Annotated in this window: 17 protein-coding genes; 5 read left to right on the plus strand and 12 right to left on the minus strand. The window is 35.2% G+C overall.

Annotated elements, in window-relative coordinates:
- The first annotated feature begins 76 nt into the window (after positions 1-76).
- The 4 genes from ZA05_RS14415 (at position 77) to ZA05_RS14430 (ending at position 4,335) form a co-directional block, all read left to right on the plus strand.
- Positions 77-577, plus strand: coding sequence for a hypothetical protein (locus ZA05_RS14415; protein ID WP_053992392.1), 501 nt, complete (start codon positions 77-79; stop codon positions 575-577).
- Positions 578-587: 10 nt separating this feature from the next.
- Complete coding sequence (locus tag ZA05_RS14420; protein ID WP_082333796.1) at positions 588-2,267, plus strand: SulP family inorganic anion transporter; 1,680 nt, start codon at positions 588-590, stop codon at positions 2,265-2,267.
- Between the two features lie 102 nt (positions 2,268-2,369).
- Positions 2,370-3,680 carry a Na+/H+ antiporter NhaA gene (gene nhaA / locus ZA05_RS14425; protein WP_053992393.1) on the plus strand — a complete coding sequence of 437 codons (1,311 nt, stop codon included), beginning with the start codon at positions 2,370-2,372 and terminating at the stop codon, positions 3,678-3,680.
- 109 nt (positions 3,681-3,789) lie between these two features.
- Positions 3,790-4,335 carry a DUF4251 domain-containing protein gene (locus tag ZA05_RS14430; protein ID WP_082333797.1) on the plus strand — a complete coding sequence of 182 codons (546 nt, stop codon included), beginning with the start codon at positions 3,790-3,792 and terminating at the stop codon, positions 4,333-4,335.
- Positions 4,336-4,363: 28 nt separating this feature from the next.
- Here ZA05_RS14430 and ZA05_RS14435 read toward each other — a convergent pair whose 3' ends face one another.
- The 6 genes from ZA05_RS14435 to ZA05_RS14460 all read right to left on the minus strand — a co-directional run bounded on the left by ZA05_RS14435 (position 4,364) and on the right by ZA05_RS14460 (position 11,486).
- On the minus strand, positions 4,364-5,560 hold the full coding sequence (locus tag ZA05_RS14435; protein ID WP_053992395.1) for a porin: 1,197 nt from the start codon (positions 5,558-5,560) through the stop codon (positions 4,364-4,366).
- A gap of 226 nt (positions 5,561-5,786) precedes the next feature.
- Entirely contained in the window at positions 5,787-6,146 is a 360-nt protein-coding gene (locus ZA05_RS14440; protein WP_197276106.1) for an META domain-containing protein, read from the minus strand.
- A gap of 199 nt (positions 6,147-6,345) precedes the next feature.
- Entirely contained in the window at positions 6,346-7,590 is a 1,245-nt protein-coding gene (locus ZA05_RS14445; protein ID WP_053992397.1) for a porin family protein, read from the minus strand.
- A 102-nt stretch (positions 7,591-7,692) separates the two neighbouring features.
- Positions 7,693-8,787 (minus strand): outer membrane beta-barrel protein, encoded by a 1,095-nt coding sequence (locus tag ZA05_RS14450; RefSeq protein ID WP_197276107.1) that lies wholly within the window; start codon positions 8,785-8,787, stop codon positions 7,693-7,695.
- Positions 8,788-9,024: 237 nt separating this feature from the next.
- Positions 9,025-10,125 (minus strand): outer membrane beta-barrel protein, encoded by a 1,101-nt coding sequence (locus ZA05_RS14455; protein WP_197276108.1) that lies wholly within the window; start codon positions 10,123-10,125, stop codon positions 9,025-9,027.
- Positions 10,126-10,391: 266 nt separating this feature from the next.
- Entirely contained in the window at positions 10,392-11,486 is a 1,095-nt protein-coding gene (locus ZA05_RS14460; RefSeq protein ID WP_157514720.1) for an acyltransferase, read from the minus strand.
- A 328-nt stretch (positions 11,487-11,814) separates the two neighbouring features.
- Between ZA05_RS14460 and ZA05_RS14465 the strand changes: the two genes are divergently transcribed.
- Positions 11,815-12,945, plus strand: a complete 1,131-nt coding sequence (locus tag ZA05_RS14465; RefSeq protein WP_053992401.1) for an MFS transporter — start codon at positions 11,815-11,817, stop codon at positions 12,943-12,945.
- Positions 12,946-12,959: 14 nt separating this feature from the next.
- On the opposite strand, the gene moaA is transcribed toward ZA05_RS14465, so the two are convergent.
- From moaA to ZA05_RS18500, 6 genes are read right to left on the minus strand one after another with little or no spacing between them, the layout of a single operon-like run.
- Complete coding sequence (gene moaA / locus ZA05_RS14470) at positions 12,960-13,964, minus strand: GTP 3',8-cyclase MoaA (protein WP_053992402.1); 1,005 nt, start codon at positions 13,962-13,964, stop codon at positions 12,960-12,962.
- Complete coding sequence (gene moaCB / locus ZA05_RS14475; protein ID WP_053992403.1) at positions 13,965-14,873, minus strand: bifunctional molybdenum cofactor biosynthesis protein MoaC/MoaB; 909 nt, start codon at positions 14,871-14,873, stop codon at positions 13,965-13,967.
- Between the two features lie 3 nt (positions 14,874-14,876).
- A complete protein-coding gene (locus ZA05_RS14480; RefSeq protein ID WP_053978035.1) occupies positions 14,877-15,305 on the minus strand; it encodes a molybdenum cofactor biosynthesis protein MoaE in 429 nt (142 codons plus the stop codon).
- Positions 15,286-16,338: a HesA/MoeB/ThiF family protein gene (locus ZA05_RS14485; protein WP_053992546.1), complete on the minus strand. Its 1,053-nt coding sequence runs from the start codon at positions 16,336-16,338 to the stop codon at positions 15,286-15,288. Before ZA05_RS14485 ends, ZA05_RS14480 begins: the two co-directional genes overlap by 20 nt.
- 2 nt (positions 16,339-16,340) lie before the next feature.
- Entirely contained in the window at positions 16,341-16,577 is a 237-nt protein-coding gene (locus ZA05_RS14490) for a MoaD/ThiS family protein (protein ID WP_053992404.1), read from the minus strand.
- Position 16,578: 1 nt separating this feature from the next.
- Entirely contained in the window at positions 16,579-17,163 is a 585-nt protein-coding gene (locus ZA05_RS18500) for a bifunctional precorrin-2 dehydrogenase/sirohydrochlorin ferrochelatase (RefSeq protein WP_053992547.1), read from the minus strand.
- Positions 17,164-17,218: the final 55 nt, after the last annotated feature.

Genomic DNA, 17,218 nt, shown 5'->3' on the forward strand with positions numbered 1-17,218 from the left:
TCTAATCTCATTCTAATCTCATTCTTAAACCGCTCTAATAAGGGGGGAATATGTTTGCATTGTTAAAAATAGGACAATGAAAACAGTATTAATACCAACAAATTTTAGTGAAAGTTCATTACAGTTGCTTAAAAGTGCTGTACTGAATTATCCAGAGGATACATTGCATATTGTTTTTGCATCGGGTTATAGAATTGGTGAATCTTTGTTTGATTATATGAATTTCTCAAACACACGAATTTTAAATTTTATTGCAGCTCCAGAATATTTAGAGGTACAGAAAAAACTGTTTGAAGATCATGGTTATAAGGTAAAGAACATCCAGAATGTCGTATTTACCGGAAACAACAAATATGCCTTTAAAGATTTTTTGGAAATGTACAATATAGATGAAGCGCTGATTCCAGGTAAGGGATTTACCAGTTTTGTTTCTAAAAAATGTTTCGATATTACTCCATATGTAAGAAAAAGTGACATAAAGCACATTGAAGTAGAGAGCAACAATGAGTGCCTTGGAGAAGAAAGAAAACCTGAAGGGCTTCTGGATACACTATTAGTGAAATTACAATTAAAATAAAATCATCAAAATGAAATTATTGGATACTACTTATTTAAAATCAGATTTAAAATCTGGATTGGTTGTCTTTCTGGTGGCCTTGCCTTTGTGTTTAGGAATAGCTTTGGCCAGTGGGGCTCCTCTGTTTGCAGGTATTATTTCTGGAGTGGTAGGAGGTATTGTGGTTGGCGTTTTAAGTAATTCGCCCTTAAGCGTAACAGGACCGGCTGCAGGCTTAACCGCCATTGTACTTACTGCCATTTCAACATTGGGGTCTTTTCAGGCATTTTTGTTGGCTGGGGTTATTGCTGGGGTACTCCAGATTGTTTTGGGCTACCTAAAAGCAGGTGTTATTTCAAACTATTTGCCTTCCAATGTTATTGAAGGCATGCTTGCAGGTATAGGAATACTGATTATTTTAACCCAGTTGCCTCACGCCGTAGGATATGATGTCATAAATGAAGGTGATTTTTTCCATGTGGATAAGGACGGTAAACACGACTTGTTTTCAACTATAATCGATGCGATAAACTTTGTTCATCTAGGCGCTTTGTTGGTGATGTTGGCATCTTTGGGAGTTATCATAGCCTTTAAAAAAGTACCTTTTCTACAAAAAATAAAATCGATACCTAGCTCATTGGTGGCTGTTTTGGTGGGGGTAGGTTTGAATGAAATATTTGTATATACTGGCTCTTCTCTAGCCATAAGTTCTGAGCATTTGGTGAGTTTACCTGTGCCTGATTCCATGGCTGCGTTTTGGGGGCAATTTAGTCTCCCGGATTTTTCTCAAATCGTGAATCCAAGTGTTTGGGTAGTGGCATTGACAATTGTTGCAGTGGCAAGTATAGAAACCCTTTTGTGTATTGAGGCATCAGATAAATTGGATCCCTTGAAGCGCTATACCAATACTAATAGAGAGTTAAAGGCTCAAGGGGTTGGAAACATGTTAAGTTGTATGATTGGCGGACTTCCAATGACCTCTGTAATTGTAAGGTCTTCTGCTAATGTGAATTCCGGTGGTAGAACAAAACTGGCAACAATTTCCCACGGTCTATTTTTATTGTTGGCTGTAATTGTAATTCCAACCTTGTTGAACAGAATTCCGCTAGCTTCCTTAGCAGCTGTATTGATCGTGATTGGCTACAATTTGGCAAGTCCAAAGGTATTTATCCATATGTGGAAAAACAGCAAGAAATTTCAGTTCATTCCATTTGTTGTAACTGTAGTGGCCATTGTACTTAGCGATTTGTTGGTAGGGGTTGCCATTGGTTTGACAGTGAGTGTATATTTTATTTTAAGAGGGAATTTAAAGTTGGCCTATTTCTTTAAAAAGGATGAACATTCAAAAGGAAAGGCCATTCATATGGAATTGGCTCAAGAGGTCTCTTTTTTGAACAAAGCAGCCATCAAGCAAACCTTTGCCCATTTACCAGAAAACAGTCACTTAATTATAGATGCCTCAAATACCGTATATATAGATCATGATGTACTCCAATTAATAAAGGAGTTTGCCAAAACAGGTTGTAAGGACAAACAAATTGAGATTAGTTTGGTTGGGTTTAGAAGTGAATATAAAATCGAAAACTCCATAACTCATCTAACATCTGTGATATCCGATAATGACAAGCCCGTTTCCCCAATGTCCCTTAAAAGTGGGGTAAAAGTGCCATCCAATGCTCTTGTTATAAAAGATCTTGGAAAGGCAGGTTGATTGATTTAAGTTGTTCATTATTTGTATGTTACATTTAACTTTGACCATCACTTTTTAGTGGTGGTCAAAGTATTTTTATACCTTAGATACAAATTATCCAAAATGGCCAAAAAGTTAAGAAGATCTCTTGTTACTCCCATTGCTAAATTTGTAAAAATTGAAAGTTTAAGCGGGGTTTTACTGTTTACGGCCACTATTGCGGCCCTAATTTGGGCCAATTCTCCTTATGCAACTTCCTACCAAAAAATATGGACACATCATATAGGCTTTGAGATAGGAAGTTTTGAATTATCCAAGCCTTTGTCGCTATGGGTAAATGATGGGCTTATGGCCATATTCTTCTTTTTGATAGGTCTTGAGATTAAGCGTGAAATTTTGTTGGGGGAACTGAATAGTTTAAAAAAAGCTTCATTACCTATTTTTGCAGCCGTAGGTGGCGTTTTTATTCCAATTGGGTTGTTTTTGTTTCTTAACAAAGACTCTATGACAGCTGATGGCTGGGGGATTCCTATGGCCACAGATATTGCATTTTCTTTAGCCATTTTGCAATTGTTGGGAGATCGGGTGCCCTTGTCCCTTAAAATATTTCTGACAGCTTTCGCTATTGTAGACGATTTAATGGCGGTTTTGGCCATTGCCATATTTTATAGTCATCATATTGATTGGGTACTCATTGGTTATGCCTTATTGGTATTGCTCGTATTGGTAGCATTGAGTGCAAGGAGGTATTTCAATATGTATATTTACACCTTATGTGGAACCTTGGTATGGCTATTGTTTTTAAAATCCGGAATTCATCCAACCATTGCTGGTGTTTTGGTTGCGTTGATAATACCAATAAGAAGAAAACATCCTTTAAAAGACAGTCTTGAAGATCTTGATGATTTCACTAAGAAGCTTCACAGAACTAGTAATGATGGGGGAGAAATGCTTTCCAAAAGACAGTTGTATTTAATGGACGGCCTTCAGGATTGGATTACCAATGCCCAATCTCCTTTGCAACAATTAGAGCACAATTTACATGGTTGGGTAGCCTATTTTATAATTCCAATATTCGCCTTTGCCAATTCCGGAATTCCTTTAAGCGGCAGTAATACTGGAGATATGAGCTTGGCCATTAATTTAGCGTTGGCCCTATTGATAGGAAAGAGTTTAGGAGTGATTTCCTTTTCGTTTTTAGGCGTAAAACTAGGGCTGGCTGCTCTGCCTAAGGGGATTCGGTTTAAGCATATTGTAGGGGTGAGTTTATTAGCTGGTGTAGGCTTTACCATGGCGATTTTTATAGCCAATTTGGCCTTTGAGGAAGAGCCTAATTTTATTGAACTTTCCAAGTTAGGTATTTTATCAGGCTCCCTCATTGCAGGATTGCTGGGCTACTTGTTTTTGCGTTTTACTACCAGCAAGGAAGGCTAAAGAGTGTTTATAGGAATTGAAATTGCAGTGAATAAATTTTTAAAAAAGCTATGGAAATTGTAATTTAAGTAGACAGTTCATGGATTATAAAAAATAAAGGTGGGATGATATGAAAATTACTTTGAGAATAATGATGGCCTATTTGGTTTCTTTTGTGTTTTCAACGGCAACATTGAGTGGCCAAAAAAAATCAGAAAAGAAGGCTATAAAGAATGCACAAGAGCAGGAAGAGTTTTTGAAAACCAAAACACTTGTAGAAGGAGCGGTGTATACTTTCAATGCCGAATGGGCAACGACCCAAAAAGGACGTCGGATTAACTTAATGGGAAACCCTAATTTTTTAAGGCTTGACCACCAAAATATTGATGTTGATTTACCATATTTTGGCGTTGCACAGGTGGCTTATGGCTATGGTTCAAGTTCTAGTGGAGGTGTAGTGGCCAAAGGTGAAATTTACAAGGAAAGCCAAAAAGTGGATGAAAGGAAAAGAAGGATCACGACTAGTTTTTCGGTAAAGAACAACTCGGAAAATTTCAGGATGATTTTAACCATTTACGGAAACGGAAATGCCAACCTCTCCGTTAGTAGCAGCAACAGAAATCGTATTACTTACGACGGAAAAATTGAAGCGAGCGCTGTACCTGTTGGAGAATAAAAAGCAACTGGTTTGCTTCGCTCTCAGCTTAGATCAATTTCTTGATTCTTGTTCTGTAAATCTTTTCAATATTTATCCTGATACCTATGGTAAATACGTCATAGTCTTTCACGCCTAGGGAAGATTTGCCGTTGGAAATTCTGTATTCAGAGTAAAAATAGGCTCTTTTTAATGGGCGGTATTCGGCGCCAAGGATGAAATCTTCAATTTTGAACCCCCTAACAACAGGCTTTTGACCATCAGGTGCTGTGATTTCTTGGGTTTGTGGGTTGTAGAGATTATAGCCTGCTATAAAAATGGCACTGTGGTATTGGTACCTGCCGTAGAATTCAAACCCTGTGGCATCAAATACAACAGATGGATTTGTGATTTCTTGATCTTCAACCAAAACGCCATGAGTTAAATCACCATTATTTTGGTGCGACAACACCGCCGCTAACTGTAGGTGTTTGCTATTGTATTGCATCCCAACAGCAAAGTACTCAGGTTGGCCTTCAAGACCTAGAATCAAATTATCGTCAATAAGGGCTTGATTTAAATATGCTTTGTTGTAAGCACCTGCAACCAAAAAGTGTTTTAAGAGTTTTAGTTTTAAAGAGACTCCATAACTGTCAAAAAACTTATTGTTGGTAGCAGACCTGGCCTGCATTTGAAGCCCTAGCGAAACTGGGCCAAAGGAGTTGCGGTATACAAAGGCTTGATCGGCCCTTCCTGTACCTAAGGTACCTCCATCGGTCCCTCCGTAATAGGTAGGTGATCCACGTCCACCAAATACATTAAAGCAGTCTGTAAACCCAGTAACATCATAAAAGACGCCCCATTGTTTGCCAAAGGTAAGTTTGCCGTACTTTTTGAGGTCAAAGCCTAAATACCCCAATCGACTTCCAAACACCTGGTCCGATTGGGAGGATTCGGCCACTAAAAACCCACTGGATAAATTGGCATCGGCATTAAAATCCAAATTTCCCTTAAACATTTTAAGTTGTAACTCACTTCCCATAAAAAAAGTGATACCTTTGGCCTTAATATCAATATTCATTCCAATTCTGGAGGCATTTTCCTGAAATTCCAACTCCCTTTCAAATACCGCCATATGGCCTCTAAAGCTGCCATAGGGTTTTACAATAAGCTGTAGGGTATCATTGTCATTAGGTTTCTTCTGAGCATATAGACTGCAAAAGAACAGTAAGGCAAATAGTGTTATGGAAGAAGTTCTAATCAGCATTTCATGGTGTTGACAAAGTAGATTGGAATCATCAATTTCTTCTTGTGAACATCGGTACTTGAATGTAATATGGTGTAGGGACTATTGTAAAAAACATAAGTGTTTATTTACAAAGCTAATATAACTAATTTTAAGTGGATTACGTGTAACTTTTTGTTTTTGAATTGTTTATAAGTTGCGAGGAGGCTGTGTGTCCTAGAATATTGTATGTTGAAACTATGGAAGTTTAAAGCTTGTGAAGTCTCATGGCTGCAATATCTCCGATGATTAAGTTGAGTGTATTGCCCTCTTCGCTGATTGAGAATTTGTTTATTTTTTTTAAGGTCTCTAGAAATAGCTTTTCCCCTGTCATATCTGGACACATTTTTCGGGTGACAGCCATTGCTTCATTGAACTGAATGCTATTGCCGTCAATTTTTATAGGTGCGCTAAAATTATTGCATCCTGTCTGGCCTCCAGTTGTTTCTTTTTCCAGATCAAATGTAATTTTTGGAGCACCGTGTGGGTAGATTTCACCCAAATCTTTTGGAGCGCCCATAATGTAATTGGCTTCCCAGGTACCTTCCAAGGAAAAGTTATTTGTCATTTCTGTAGGTTTTGACGAGGATTCCATGGACGGCTGTTTTTTAGACTCGTTACAGGAGGTTAAAAACATAGTAACTAAAATAAAGATTATGGAAATATAACGCATAATTTCAAGTATTAAATACTCCTACAAGATACTAAAATTAAAGCTTAGGTTTTTAGGTTGTTTTGTAAATGTTTGAAAATAAGTAATTTAATGTTTATAATATGGAGATTCCCAAAATAAGTGACATCGATTGGTAGTTGGAATCATAATTCACATAATGGCTTACTAGATTTCTAGGTGTAAAATATCTAAATTCAAGGCTATACTTATCTTTAAATTTATATCCAGCACCAAATGCTGCATTTAGGTAAGTGTTAATGTCTAGTGGGGTTAAAGTTGTATAACCTAAATCGAATTCGATGGCAGATTCCTTTATTCCAAGATCAAAAACAGCTAGTCCATTAATAAAGAGTTTTGAATTATCGCTTAGAAAGAAGTAGTAACGTAATCCGAAAGGAATTTCGATGGAAGAGTAGTCTACGCTAGTAGTGATTTCTCCATAGGTTACTCCACTTGCATTAATTTTGGTGTCAGATTTGTAATATTGGTAAGTAGGTTCAAGAACTATGGCCCATTTCCTTTTGTTGAAGGGTAAAACAAATTCAGCTTCTATTCCAAAACCAAAATTCAAACTTTGGTCGAATTCTGTGTCTTTAAAGCTCGATTTTAAGTTGTTGACACTTAGTGAGGAAATGTTGAGTCTTGGACGCAATGATAAATTAAAGGAAATCTTCTTTTTCTCTTTGAAAGTTCGATATCCTGTACCATTACACTCGTTGTAGTCAATAAAAATATTTAATAAATCATCTTTGTGATAGTTTAGAGCTTTAATTTGCCCCATAGTAATAGCCTCACATTTCAATGAATTCCAAAGCTGCTGTTTGAACTCATTGTTTTCTTTTATCTTATTTTCTTCAAATTTATATTCCTTATAAATTAATTGTGCCAAGGGGTTGATATCTGTACTGAAAAAGTATCTTCTCATAGCACCGTCTACAAATAGGTATAAATTAGCTTTTCCCTCTATTAAAACGTTTAAAAACAGTTGTTTTTCTTTAAGGATTGGTTCTTTTTGATAACCGAGTTTTGATAGGTCTGAAGAGGAAATATCAATTTTTACAGTGGCATTTAAATATTTTGATTTGTTGTAAATTCCGAATTCTTTTACTGTGTTGATATTGCCTGTTTCAACCTTAGATTCTTCAACTAATTTGTACTTAAACTCAGTAGGGTTGTATCTCCAATCAGTGTTTTTTATTAAACATTCTATCTTATTGCCAGAATAATCTATGAAGTAACCCTTTTCAAAGGATATTTGGGCGTAGGTGGTAAAGCTTAAAAGTAGGCTTAAAAAAAGAAATTGGAATTTGTTATTAGCTGAGGAAAATATAAGAAGCATGAAATGTAGATTTGATATTTTATAATTAAGATTAAATTGATTTGAAAAAAGTAAAATTCATTAGTTGATGAGACAAAACCTTTTAATGAAAATTAAAAATTGCTAAAGGATTGAGTACCCAAAAATACAGGAAAGTGATTCGTATTCCGTATTCCATGATGGCCTGCTCAAAATATCTTTGTTTGTGGAATATCTTAATTCTAGACTATATTTGTTTGCTAAAGTATATCCTATCCCAAAGCAAAAATTACTAGATGGATTTATCTCAATCGAAGGATAAGTACCGTGGTCTAATTCAAATTCAACTTGGGAATTATTGGAGCTAAAGTTTAATATTGCTCCTGCATTTAAGAATAGTTTTGAATTTTTATTTAGGTAAAGGTGATATCTTAATCCGATGGGGAGCTCAATAGAAGTATAGTCAACTAATAATTTAACCTTTCCTGTGGATACACTAGTTGTTTCAAATGTATTTTTGTTCTTATATTTTTCCAAGGTTGGTTCAACAAATATTGACCATTTGTTTTTGTTAAAAGGAAGAAAAATTTCAGCTTCAAGTCCAAATCCAAAAATAATTTTGTCATTGAATTCAGGGTTGCCAAATTCGAAATTGGAAGAATTGGTCATTAAAGAAACGTTGTTGACACGTCCTTTAATACTTAAATTGAATAAGTCTTTTTTGCGTTTTTGGTCTATTATTTTGTAAGTTGGGTCTATGCATTGGTTATATGCAATAAAGAAATTCAATAAGTCTTTTTGGTTATAGTCTAATTTTTTGATTTGTTCAATCGTTATGGTCGCGCATTTTAAAGAGTTCCATAGTTGTTGCTTGAATTCCATGTTTTCTTTGATAGCATTGTTGGAATCTATGTATTTTTTATAGATTAACTGTTCAGTTGAATTGTCATTTGTTTTAAAAAAATACCGTGTTATGCCGCCATCAACATATTGATATAAAGAAGCATGGCCATCCAACAGAATTTTTAAGAAAACTTCTTTTTTTTCAAAATTTGGTTCCCTTTTGTAGTCAAGATAGGAAATGCTTTCTGAAGAAAAATCAATATTGATTGTATGTCGTAAGAATTTTACAGTATTGTAAACACCAAATTCAAGAAAGTTTTTTAAGTTTCCTGTTTTAAGATCGGAGTCTTCAGATAGTTTATAGGTAAATTCGGTTGGATTTTTTCTCCAATCCATATTCTTTATGAAGCATTCTGTTCTTTTTCCTGAATAATCAATAAAGTAACCTTTTTCGAAGAGGATTTGTCCAGAGGCATTAAGACAAAAAAGGAATATTAGGATAAAAAAAATATTAAATTCAGGTCTTTTAGTAGCTGAATTAAAATGGTAAAGCATAAATAGAAAGTTTGAAATAAAAATTGAGACTGAATAGGAAACTTATTTGGTGTGTATGAAAACTTTAATTGCAAATAGTTATAGGAAAGAATAGCCGAGTATAAAAGAAACTGTACTATATTCAGAATCCCAGTGAACATAATCCTTTAGTACATTTCTATTTGTGAAATATCTCACCTCAAAGCTATATTTGTCTTTAAGTTTATAGCCTGCGCCAATAGCATAATTTTCCATAGAATGCATTTCAAAAACACCTAGACTTGTTGTTTCGTTGGACACAAAAGTCGTTTTAGATTTACTGAAACTAAAATCAAATACTAAAGCAACATTTAAAAAGAGTTTTGATGAATTATTTAAGAAAAAATAATGTCTAAAACCTATGGGTAATTCAATGGATTCGTAATTTACAGTACTGTTAATTTCCCCTAGGGTAAAACTACCTGATTCTTGTGTGCTTTTTGATTTAAAATATTGATAAGTGGGTTCTATAAAAAATGACCATTTGTTTTTGTTGAAAGGCAAAACTATTTCAGCTTCAAGTCCTATTCCAAAATTGTTTTTTCGTTTAAATTCAGAATCTTTAAAATCAGTCATCGTGTTATTCATACTTAGGATAGAATTGTTTATACGAGGTCTAATTGTTAAATTTATAAGGTCTCGTTTTTCTTTTTCAGTAGGAACTTCATATGCTGAATTTTGACACTGGTTATATATGGTGAATAACTTAAGTAAATCGTCTTCATAATATTTTAATTTTCTTATTTGCCTTATAGAGATAGATTCACATTTTAAAGCATTCCAAAGTTGTTGTTTGTATAATGCATTCTCTTGAATCCTAATTTCAGAAATTTTATATTTTTTAAAAATTAACTGTTCAATTCTAGAATCATTCAAGTTGAAAAAATATCGCTTTATTTTATCATTTCTATAACTGTAAAGGTTGGCTTCTCCGGAAGCAATAACTTTTAAGAATATTTCTTGTTGTTCAAAAATAGGGTCCTTGGTATAACTCAAAATGTTATGGTCGTCAGAGGAAACATCAATTTCTACATCGCTCTTTATAAATTGTACTTTATTATATATTCCAAACTCTTTAATGCTTTTTAAGTTAGCTGTTTTAATTTCGGAGTTCTGGGCTAATTTGAATTTAATTTCGGAAGGATTATTATTCCAGTCCATGTTTTTTATCAAACATTCAGTCTTTGTATCGGAATTGTCGATAATGTAACCTTTTTCAAATGATATTTGTGAGTAGGAATTAAAACCTAGAAGAGATATTATTAAAAAAAGTAGGTTAAATTTAACTGTTTTGATAACAGAATTTAGGATATAGAGCATAAACTAGTTGGTTGTATAGGTTGAAAATTGCAACCAAACTTAGATGAATTTGAAATAATTTTCAATCATTTTTTTTGAAAATTGCGAGTGTTTTGTGTAAGTAGTTGTTATTGAGTGTTGTATTGTGATTTTGGTCGAAAAATTCCTTTTAGTCTTAAGAATTTTAATTCATAGTATTTGTATGAGATATGAGAAACCATGAGCGTCCCAGCTAATGAAAATAAGTTAATAGTAAGTATCGTGGCCCATTTGGGTAAAATTTCATTGTGGAGTTTCATGAAAACAAACACAATTATATGAATTGCAAACATGTGATACATATAGATACCATATGAAATTTTCCCAAGGTGATTAATAAATGGATTTGTGATATTGAATTTGGATTCGTTTGCAAGATTAACGATCACCAAGTTAAATAGAATTAGCTGAAAAAGGTTTTGCCAAAATATAGTTGAAAATTGAAACAGGTTGGAGAAAAAGTGAACGATGAAAATTATATACATTATAATTCTTAAACTCCATGAGGAAAAATGAACCCGGTAGCCTAATTTAACCAGAATTGCTAATAGGCCACCTGTGGACATGTAAAAGTAGAGTAAATAGTATTGCCTCAAGAATGAAAACATGTTTGTATGGTATAGCAAGAAATATACAATTGAAAACAATAGCAGATATTTGAAGTGTTTTTTTAATGGGATGATATAGAGTATTGGTGCTACAGCTAAATAAAATTGTTCTTCTATTCCTATGGACCATAAAATACTTAGTATGGACCCAGGATTATAAAGAGCCTTAAAAACATTAGGGAGTAAGCCTACATTCAGAAGAAGTGCTTCTGCTGTATTGTAATTAATTTTGAAAGGGATGTTCAATGCAGGAAGGACAATTTGATAGTGAAATAATCCCATGAATAGGACTAAATAGTATACCGGATAAAGTCTTAAAATGCGTCGTATATAAAAGCTTTTTATGTTTATTGTTCCAAGCTTTTTCTTTTCTTCAAACAATAGTCCAATGATGAGATAACCACTTAAAGAAAAAAACACAAAAACTGCTTCAGGACCTCGATTGCATATTGCAAATTGTGAAAGATTGGGTAAGTCGGCAGATCTTGACAACATTGCAATATGGTTAAATACAACCATTAGAGCAAGGAATCCGCGCAATGGATCTAAGTTTTGGATTCTTTTTAGATCAGCCAATGAAGAGGAAGTTTTTGAACAACTTGATTGTTGTATCAGTTTATTAAAGATACTTAAATATTGTAAATTTATTATTTTGAGGTATTTGCATTGAAGGTGATTTGTCTCTGTTAGGGTATTTTTTAAGTTTGGAGCTGGCGTTTGAAGCAAAGATTAGAATACAAACTTTGCATTAAATTCATATTTTCTCTGATTCATTATCAATAGCACTTCATTAAAATAAGGATGCTATAATTTTTTACTGTTGGTTAGTTTAGAGTGTATTGCTAGCGCATTTTAAACTAATTTTGTAGGTTTCAATTAGTGTATATATTCCGCAAATCCTGTTATGCAAGAGAGAGTAAAACAACGTATTGCCTTAAATACCTATTTCTTTTTATCTGGTTTGACCTTTGCTACTTGGGCATCGAGGATTCCAAGTATTAAAACCTATTTCAATTTTAATGAGGCGGAATTGGGAACCATTCTCTTAGCCATGCCCATCAGTTCTATCATTGGGTTGCCTGTGTCCGGTTGGTTGATTTCCAAGTATAACAGCCGTGGACCTTTGGTGGTGGCTTTTGTTTGTTTTGCTTTGGCGCTAATGGCTATTGGGTTTGTCACGACCCCATTTTTATTGGTAATAAGTATTTGTGTATTTTCTTTTTTTATGCGGATTCTCAACATTTCTATGAATACTCAATCAATTACATTGCAAAAGAAATATGAAAAGCGAATTGTAGGTTCCTTCCATGGATTATGGAGTACGGGAGGTTTGGTTGGTGTTGGTTTTTCAACTTTAATGGTAAAACTTAATATTGGAATGCCTGTTCACTTAATGGTTGTTTCAATTGTAACTCTGGTGTGTTCCATTGTAGCTTACTTTTTTACGTTGACTAATGACAAAGCGCCTTCTGGTAATAAATTGATTTTGGGCAAGCCTGATGCTTTTATTTTGTATTTGGGACTTTTGGTTTTTTTTGCCGCGTTGTGTGAAGGAGGGATGTTCGATTGGAGTGGGGTGTATTTTAAGGAAGTGGTCAAGGCAGAAGTCTTTACCTATGGGTATTTAATTTTTATGACCTTTATGGCGTTGTCACGTTTCTTTTCAGATCGTTTGGTGGAGTTGTTAGGAATGCCAAAAACCTTTGCAATTAGTGCCGTTAGTGTGGCGATTGGAATTTTGATTTCGATTATTTGGCCTTACTTTTGGCCAGCTCTGTTTGGATTCTGTTTAGTTGGTTTTGGTACTGCTTCTGTATTCCCAATGGCCTTCAGTTTGGCTGGAACTTCCCAAAAGTATTCCGCAGGAATGGCTATTTCTATCATTTCTACTTATGGAACCATCGGAATGTTGATAGGCCCTCCAATGGTGGGGTATTTAGCACACGCTTTTGGATTGCGATATGCCTTTTTTGTCTTCGTGTTTTCCGGTTTAATGCTGATTCCAATTTCTAGATTGTTTTTCAATAGAAAATAGAGTTGGGTTGGAAATTACCCACCAATGGTAATCATGCTTCGGTTGTTGTGGAGTTCGGTATTGTTGAATGCTTCAATAGTGGTTAGACCTGCTCTAGTGGCTTTCTTTTTGAATAATGCCAATTGAATTAAAGGTTCAATAGATTCGTTATTTCTAAGGGATGTGAGCAAATTGGTTTCATTGTTTGAAAACAAGCAATTTTTAAGTTTGCCATCGGCCGTTAACCTAACACGGTTACAACTATCGCAAAAAGGGTTGGTAACTGTACTGATGATTCCAAACTGTCCTTCAAATCCTTTGATTTTAAAATTCCTTGAAGTGAAATTGTCTTCGTTCTTTAAAGATACAATTTCTGAAGATCCAAAATGATTATAAACTTGATTGAGAATTTCTTCTTGGGAAACCAACTTGTCCTTATTCCAGTTGTTGCCGTCAAATGGCATGAATTCAATAAACCTTAAAGAGATTGGAAGATTTTTGGTTAAAGTAATTAAATCCACTATTTCGTCATCATTAAAGCCCTTCATCAAAACGACATTTATTTTAACGTTGAAGCCGTCTTCCAAGGCAAGCAAAATATTCTGATAGGTCTTTTGAAATTCATTTCTTCGGGTAATCAGTTGGAATTTCTCAGGATTGAGTGTATCCAAACTAATGTTGATATCTTGAAGATCATAAGTTTTGAAATCATAAACAAATCGGTCCAAAAGTACGGCATTGGTAGTAATAGACAGCTTTGCGGGTAATGTTGAAAGATGTTTTAGGATATCTGTAAAGTCCTTTCTCACCAAGGGTTCACCGCCTGTAAGTCGTATTTTGGTCACGCCATTTTCTACAAATATTTTAGCGATATCAAAAACTTCATCGGCAGTCATTAAATGACTTTTGGGAGTCAATGGAACGCCATTGGCAGGCATGCAATAGGTGCAGCGCAGATTGCACTTTTCAGTCAATGAAATGCGGAGGTAGTTGTGCTTTCGCCCATAACTATCGGTCAATATGGAATCGTTTTTTGACATTTAATCGTGCTGTTGTCCTTTTAAAATTTTGAAAATATGGAGAAGGTGAGGGAACACGGCATCCATAGATTCTTTAGCGCCATTGGTAGATCCTGGTAAGGCTAAAACCAAACAATCCCCAAGTGTTCCTGCAACACTTCGTGATAACATGGAGTAAGGTGTGCGTTCTTGTCCGTAACTGCGGATGGCCTCTTCAATACCTGGAATACGTCGCTCCAAAATAGGTTCCAATGCTTCTGGAGTAACATCCCTAAATGATAATCCTGTACCTCCAGTAAAAATGATAAGATTATGGTTTTCGGAATTAGTGATTGTTTTTTCTCTTATAATATCGATCTCGTCTGGAATCACTTCGTATTTGGAAATGGCCACATCATTTTGTTCGAGTTTCTCAATGATGGCTTTACCTGCCTTGTCTTCTTTTAAACCTGCCGAAATAGTATCGGAACATACAAACACGCAAGCTTTAAGTTGCGATCTATGTTTGTTGTTGAAACTACTTTTGCCACCTTTTTTGTCCAAAAGTTTAATAGTGCCAATTTCAATCTGTTTGTCGATAGGCTTTAGCATGTCATAAAGTGTCAAGGCAACCACGGAAGCACCGTGCATGGCTTCAACTTCAACCCCTGTTTTGTATATGGTTTTTATGGTAACATCAATTTTGATGTCAAGATCCTCAATCTCAAATTCAACAGAAGTAAACTCAATAGGCAAGGGGTGGCAATCAGGGATAACGTTATGCGTGTTCTTTACGGCAAACAGTCCCGCAGTTTTGGACATTTCAAACACGTTACCTTTTGGCACCATATTGTTTTTGATCGCGTCTATCGTATCTTGTTTACTTACTTTAACTACAGCTTGGGCTGTGGCAACTCTTAAGGTTTTTATTTTATGGGTAATGTCTACCATGGTTTATTTATTGGTTTTCCATTGATGGGTTTCGTCTTCAAAAATCTCCTTTCCAAACAGTGGCACTTTCTTCTTTACAATGTCCACTAAGTATTGTGTGGCTTCATAGACTTCAGAACTGTGTTTAGCCGAAACAAACACAAAAAAGCAAATTTCTCCAGCTTTCACGGTACCCAAACTATGGTAAATATGCATGCAGGTAAGGTTGAAGGTTTTAAATGCTTTTTCCCTAATATCAGTTAGTATTTCATTAGCCATGGCTTCATAACAAGTAAAGTCGATAGCAGCGACCGTTTTATTGTTCACCACATCGGCGCGAACCTGTCCCAAAAAGATATTGTGGGCACCAATATCGGTTTTTGTTTGGTGCTTGCGAATGGATTCTGAAATGAATTCCGGTGAAATAGGACCGTCAATGAATACTTTTTTCATCTTTCAATAGTTTTGAAATGGCTTCGGCGCCATCGGTGATACATATAATGGATTTGAATTGTTGTTGTTTTAAAATGTTAGCAGCTTGCTTGCTTCTTACCCCGCTTTGACAGAAAACAGCATAGATATTTTCAGGATTTAAACTGTCTAGATTTAATTCTAAGGTAGAAAGCGGAAGCTTGAGCACATTGGGGTGTTCTATAGAAGGCAATTCTCCTGTTTCTCTAACGTCAATAAGGATTATATCATTTTGAAGTGCTTCAGTAATGGATTGATTCCTAACATAACTATTTAAATATTGGGCGGAATAAAATGTCTTGTCAATAACTGGCTCCTGCTTTTTAGAAAAGGAAAAGATGTGTTGTGACGAGGTCAAGGCATTATACACCAATAGTTTTCCTGATAACAGTTCGCCAATATCTAAAATGAGTTTCATGGCTTCATTGGCTTGTAACATACCTATGAGGCCAACCGTAGTTCCTAGAACCCCTGCTTCTTCACAATTTTGAACATTGCCGTTGGCTTCGGGGAACAAACATCTGTAAGTTGGCCCATTTTGGTAATTACATACCGTGACCTGTCCTTCAAATTGGTGAACCGAGCCATGGATAAACGGCTTGTCCAACAACACACAGGCATCGTTAATAAGGTAACGTGTCGTAAGGTTGTCTGAGGCGTCAATTACCAAATCATATTTAGGAATGATGTCCAAAGCATTTTTACCATTTAAAAAAGCATCATAGGTTTCAATAGATACTGTTGAATTATTTTTCTTTAAATGTTCTGCTGCAGTTTTTGCTTTGCTGAGATTGATGTCTTTTTCACTGTAAAGTGTTTGGCGATGTAAATTGGTTTCATCAACAGTATCTCCATCAATAATGCCTATGGTCCCAATTCCAGCCGATGTTAGATATGGCAATACAGCACATCCCAAACCACCAGCACCCACAACCAACACATTGGCATTGGTAAGTTTTTGCTGCCCAGAAATGCCTACTTGAGGCAAATTAATTTGTCTGCTGTATCTATTCATAATCATCCTCCTGCAAATGGTGGTAATAAAGCTATTTCATCGGTATTTGCAATTGCCGTTTCGGCTTCAATGCTAACTAAATTGGCATTTAAAGCAATATGGATTGGCAATTGCTGAAGTTCATATTTCTTAAATAAGTGTTTTAGGATGTCACTTAATGTTTCATTCTTCACTTCTATATGTTCTTCTGTGCACTGTGTAATTTCAGCAACCGCACCAAAATATTTTATAACAGCCATATTATTCTTTTTTATTGACCAAACCACTTGTGATTTGGTTCATTTGTTTCACTTTTTCTTCAAAATCGCCCTTAATTGTTTTTCTGTAGGCGTTAAGATTGTTGACCAATTGGTTGATGTCCTCCGGAATGACATCTTCCAAAAACTGTCTGATACGCTTGGCGGTGGTGGGAGATTTTCCGTTTGTGGAAATGGCAATTTTCACATTGCCCTTGGTCACGATTCCGCCTAGGTAAAAATCGCATTGATCTGGGGTGTCGGCGATGTTCACTAAAAGGTGCTTACTTTTAGCATCCTTATTTATCTGTAAGTTGACTTCAAGACTATCGGTACAGCCAATTACCAAATGCCTATTTTCCAAATCTGAAATGTCATAGGCTTTTTGAGTAAGCTTTACACTAGGGTGTTTACTTGCCAATGCAACCAATTCTTCATGAAAAGTTATAGAAACCACTTCTACATTGGCACTGGGGCTGGATTTCAACATAAATGATAACTTTTCCAGACCAATATTGCCGCCACCAACAATAAGCACATCGAGTTGGTGTACTTTTACAAAAATGGGATATAGTTCGTTTGTTTCCATAATTTGCAATTTAGTTCCCATGGTATCTTGGGTTTCATTGATTAAAGTTTGTAAT

Source organism: Mangrovimonas sp. TPBH4 (assembly GCF_001280505.1).
Lineage (GTDB): Bacteria > Bacteroidota > Bacteroidia > Flavobacteriales > Flavobacteriaceae > Mangrovimonas_A.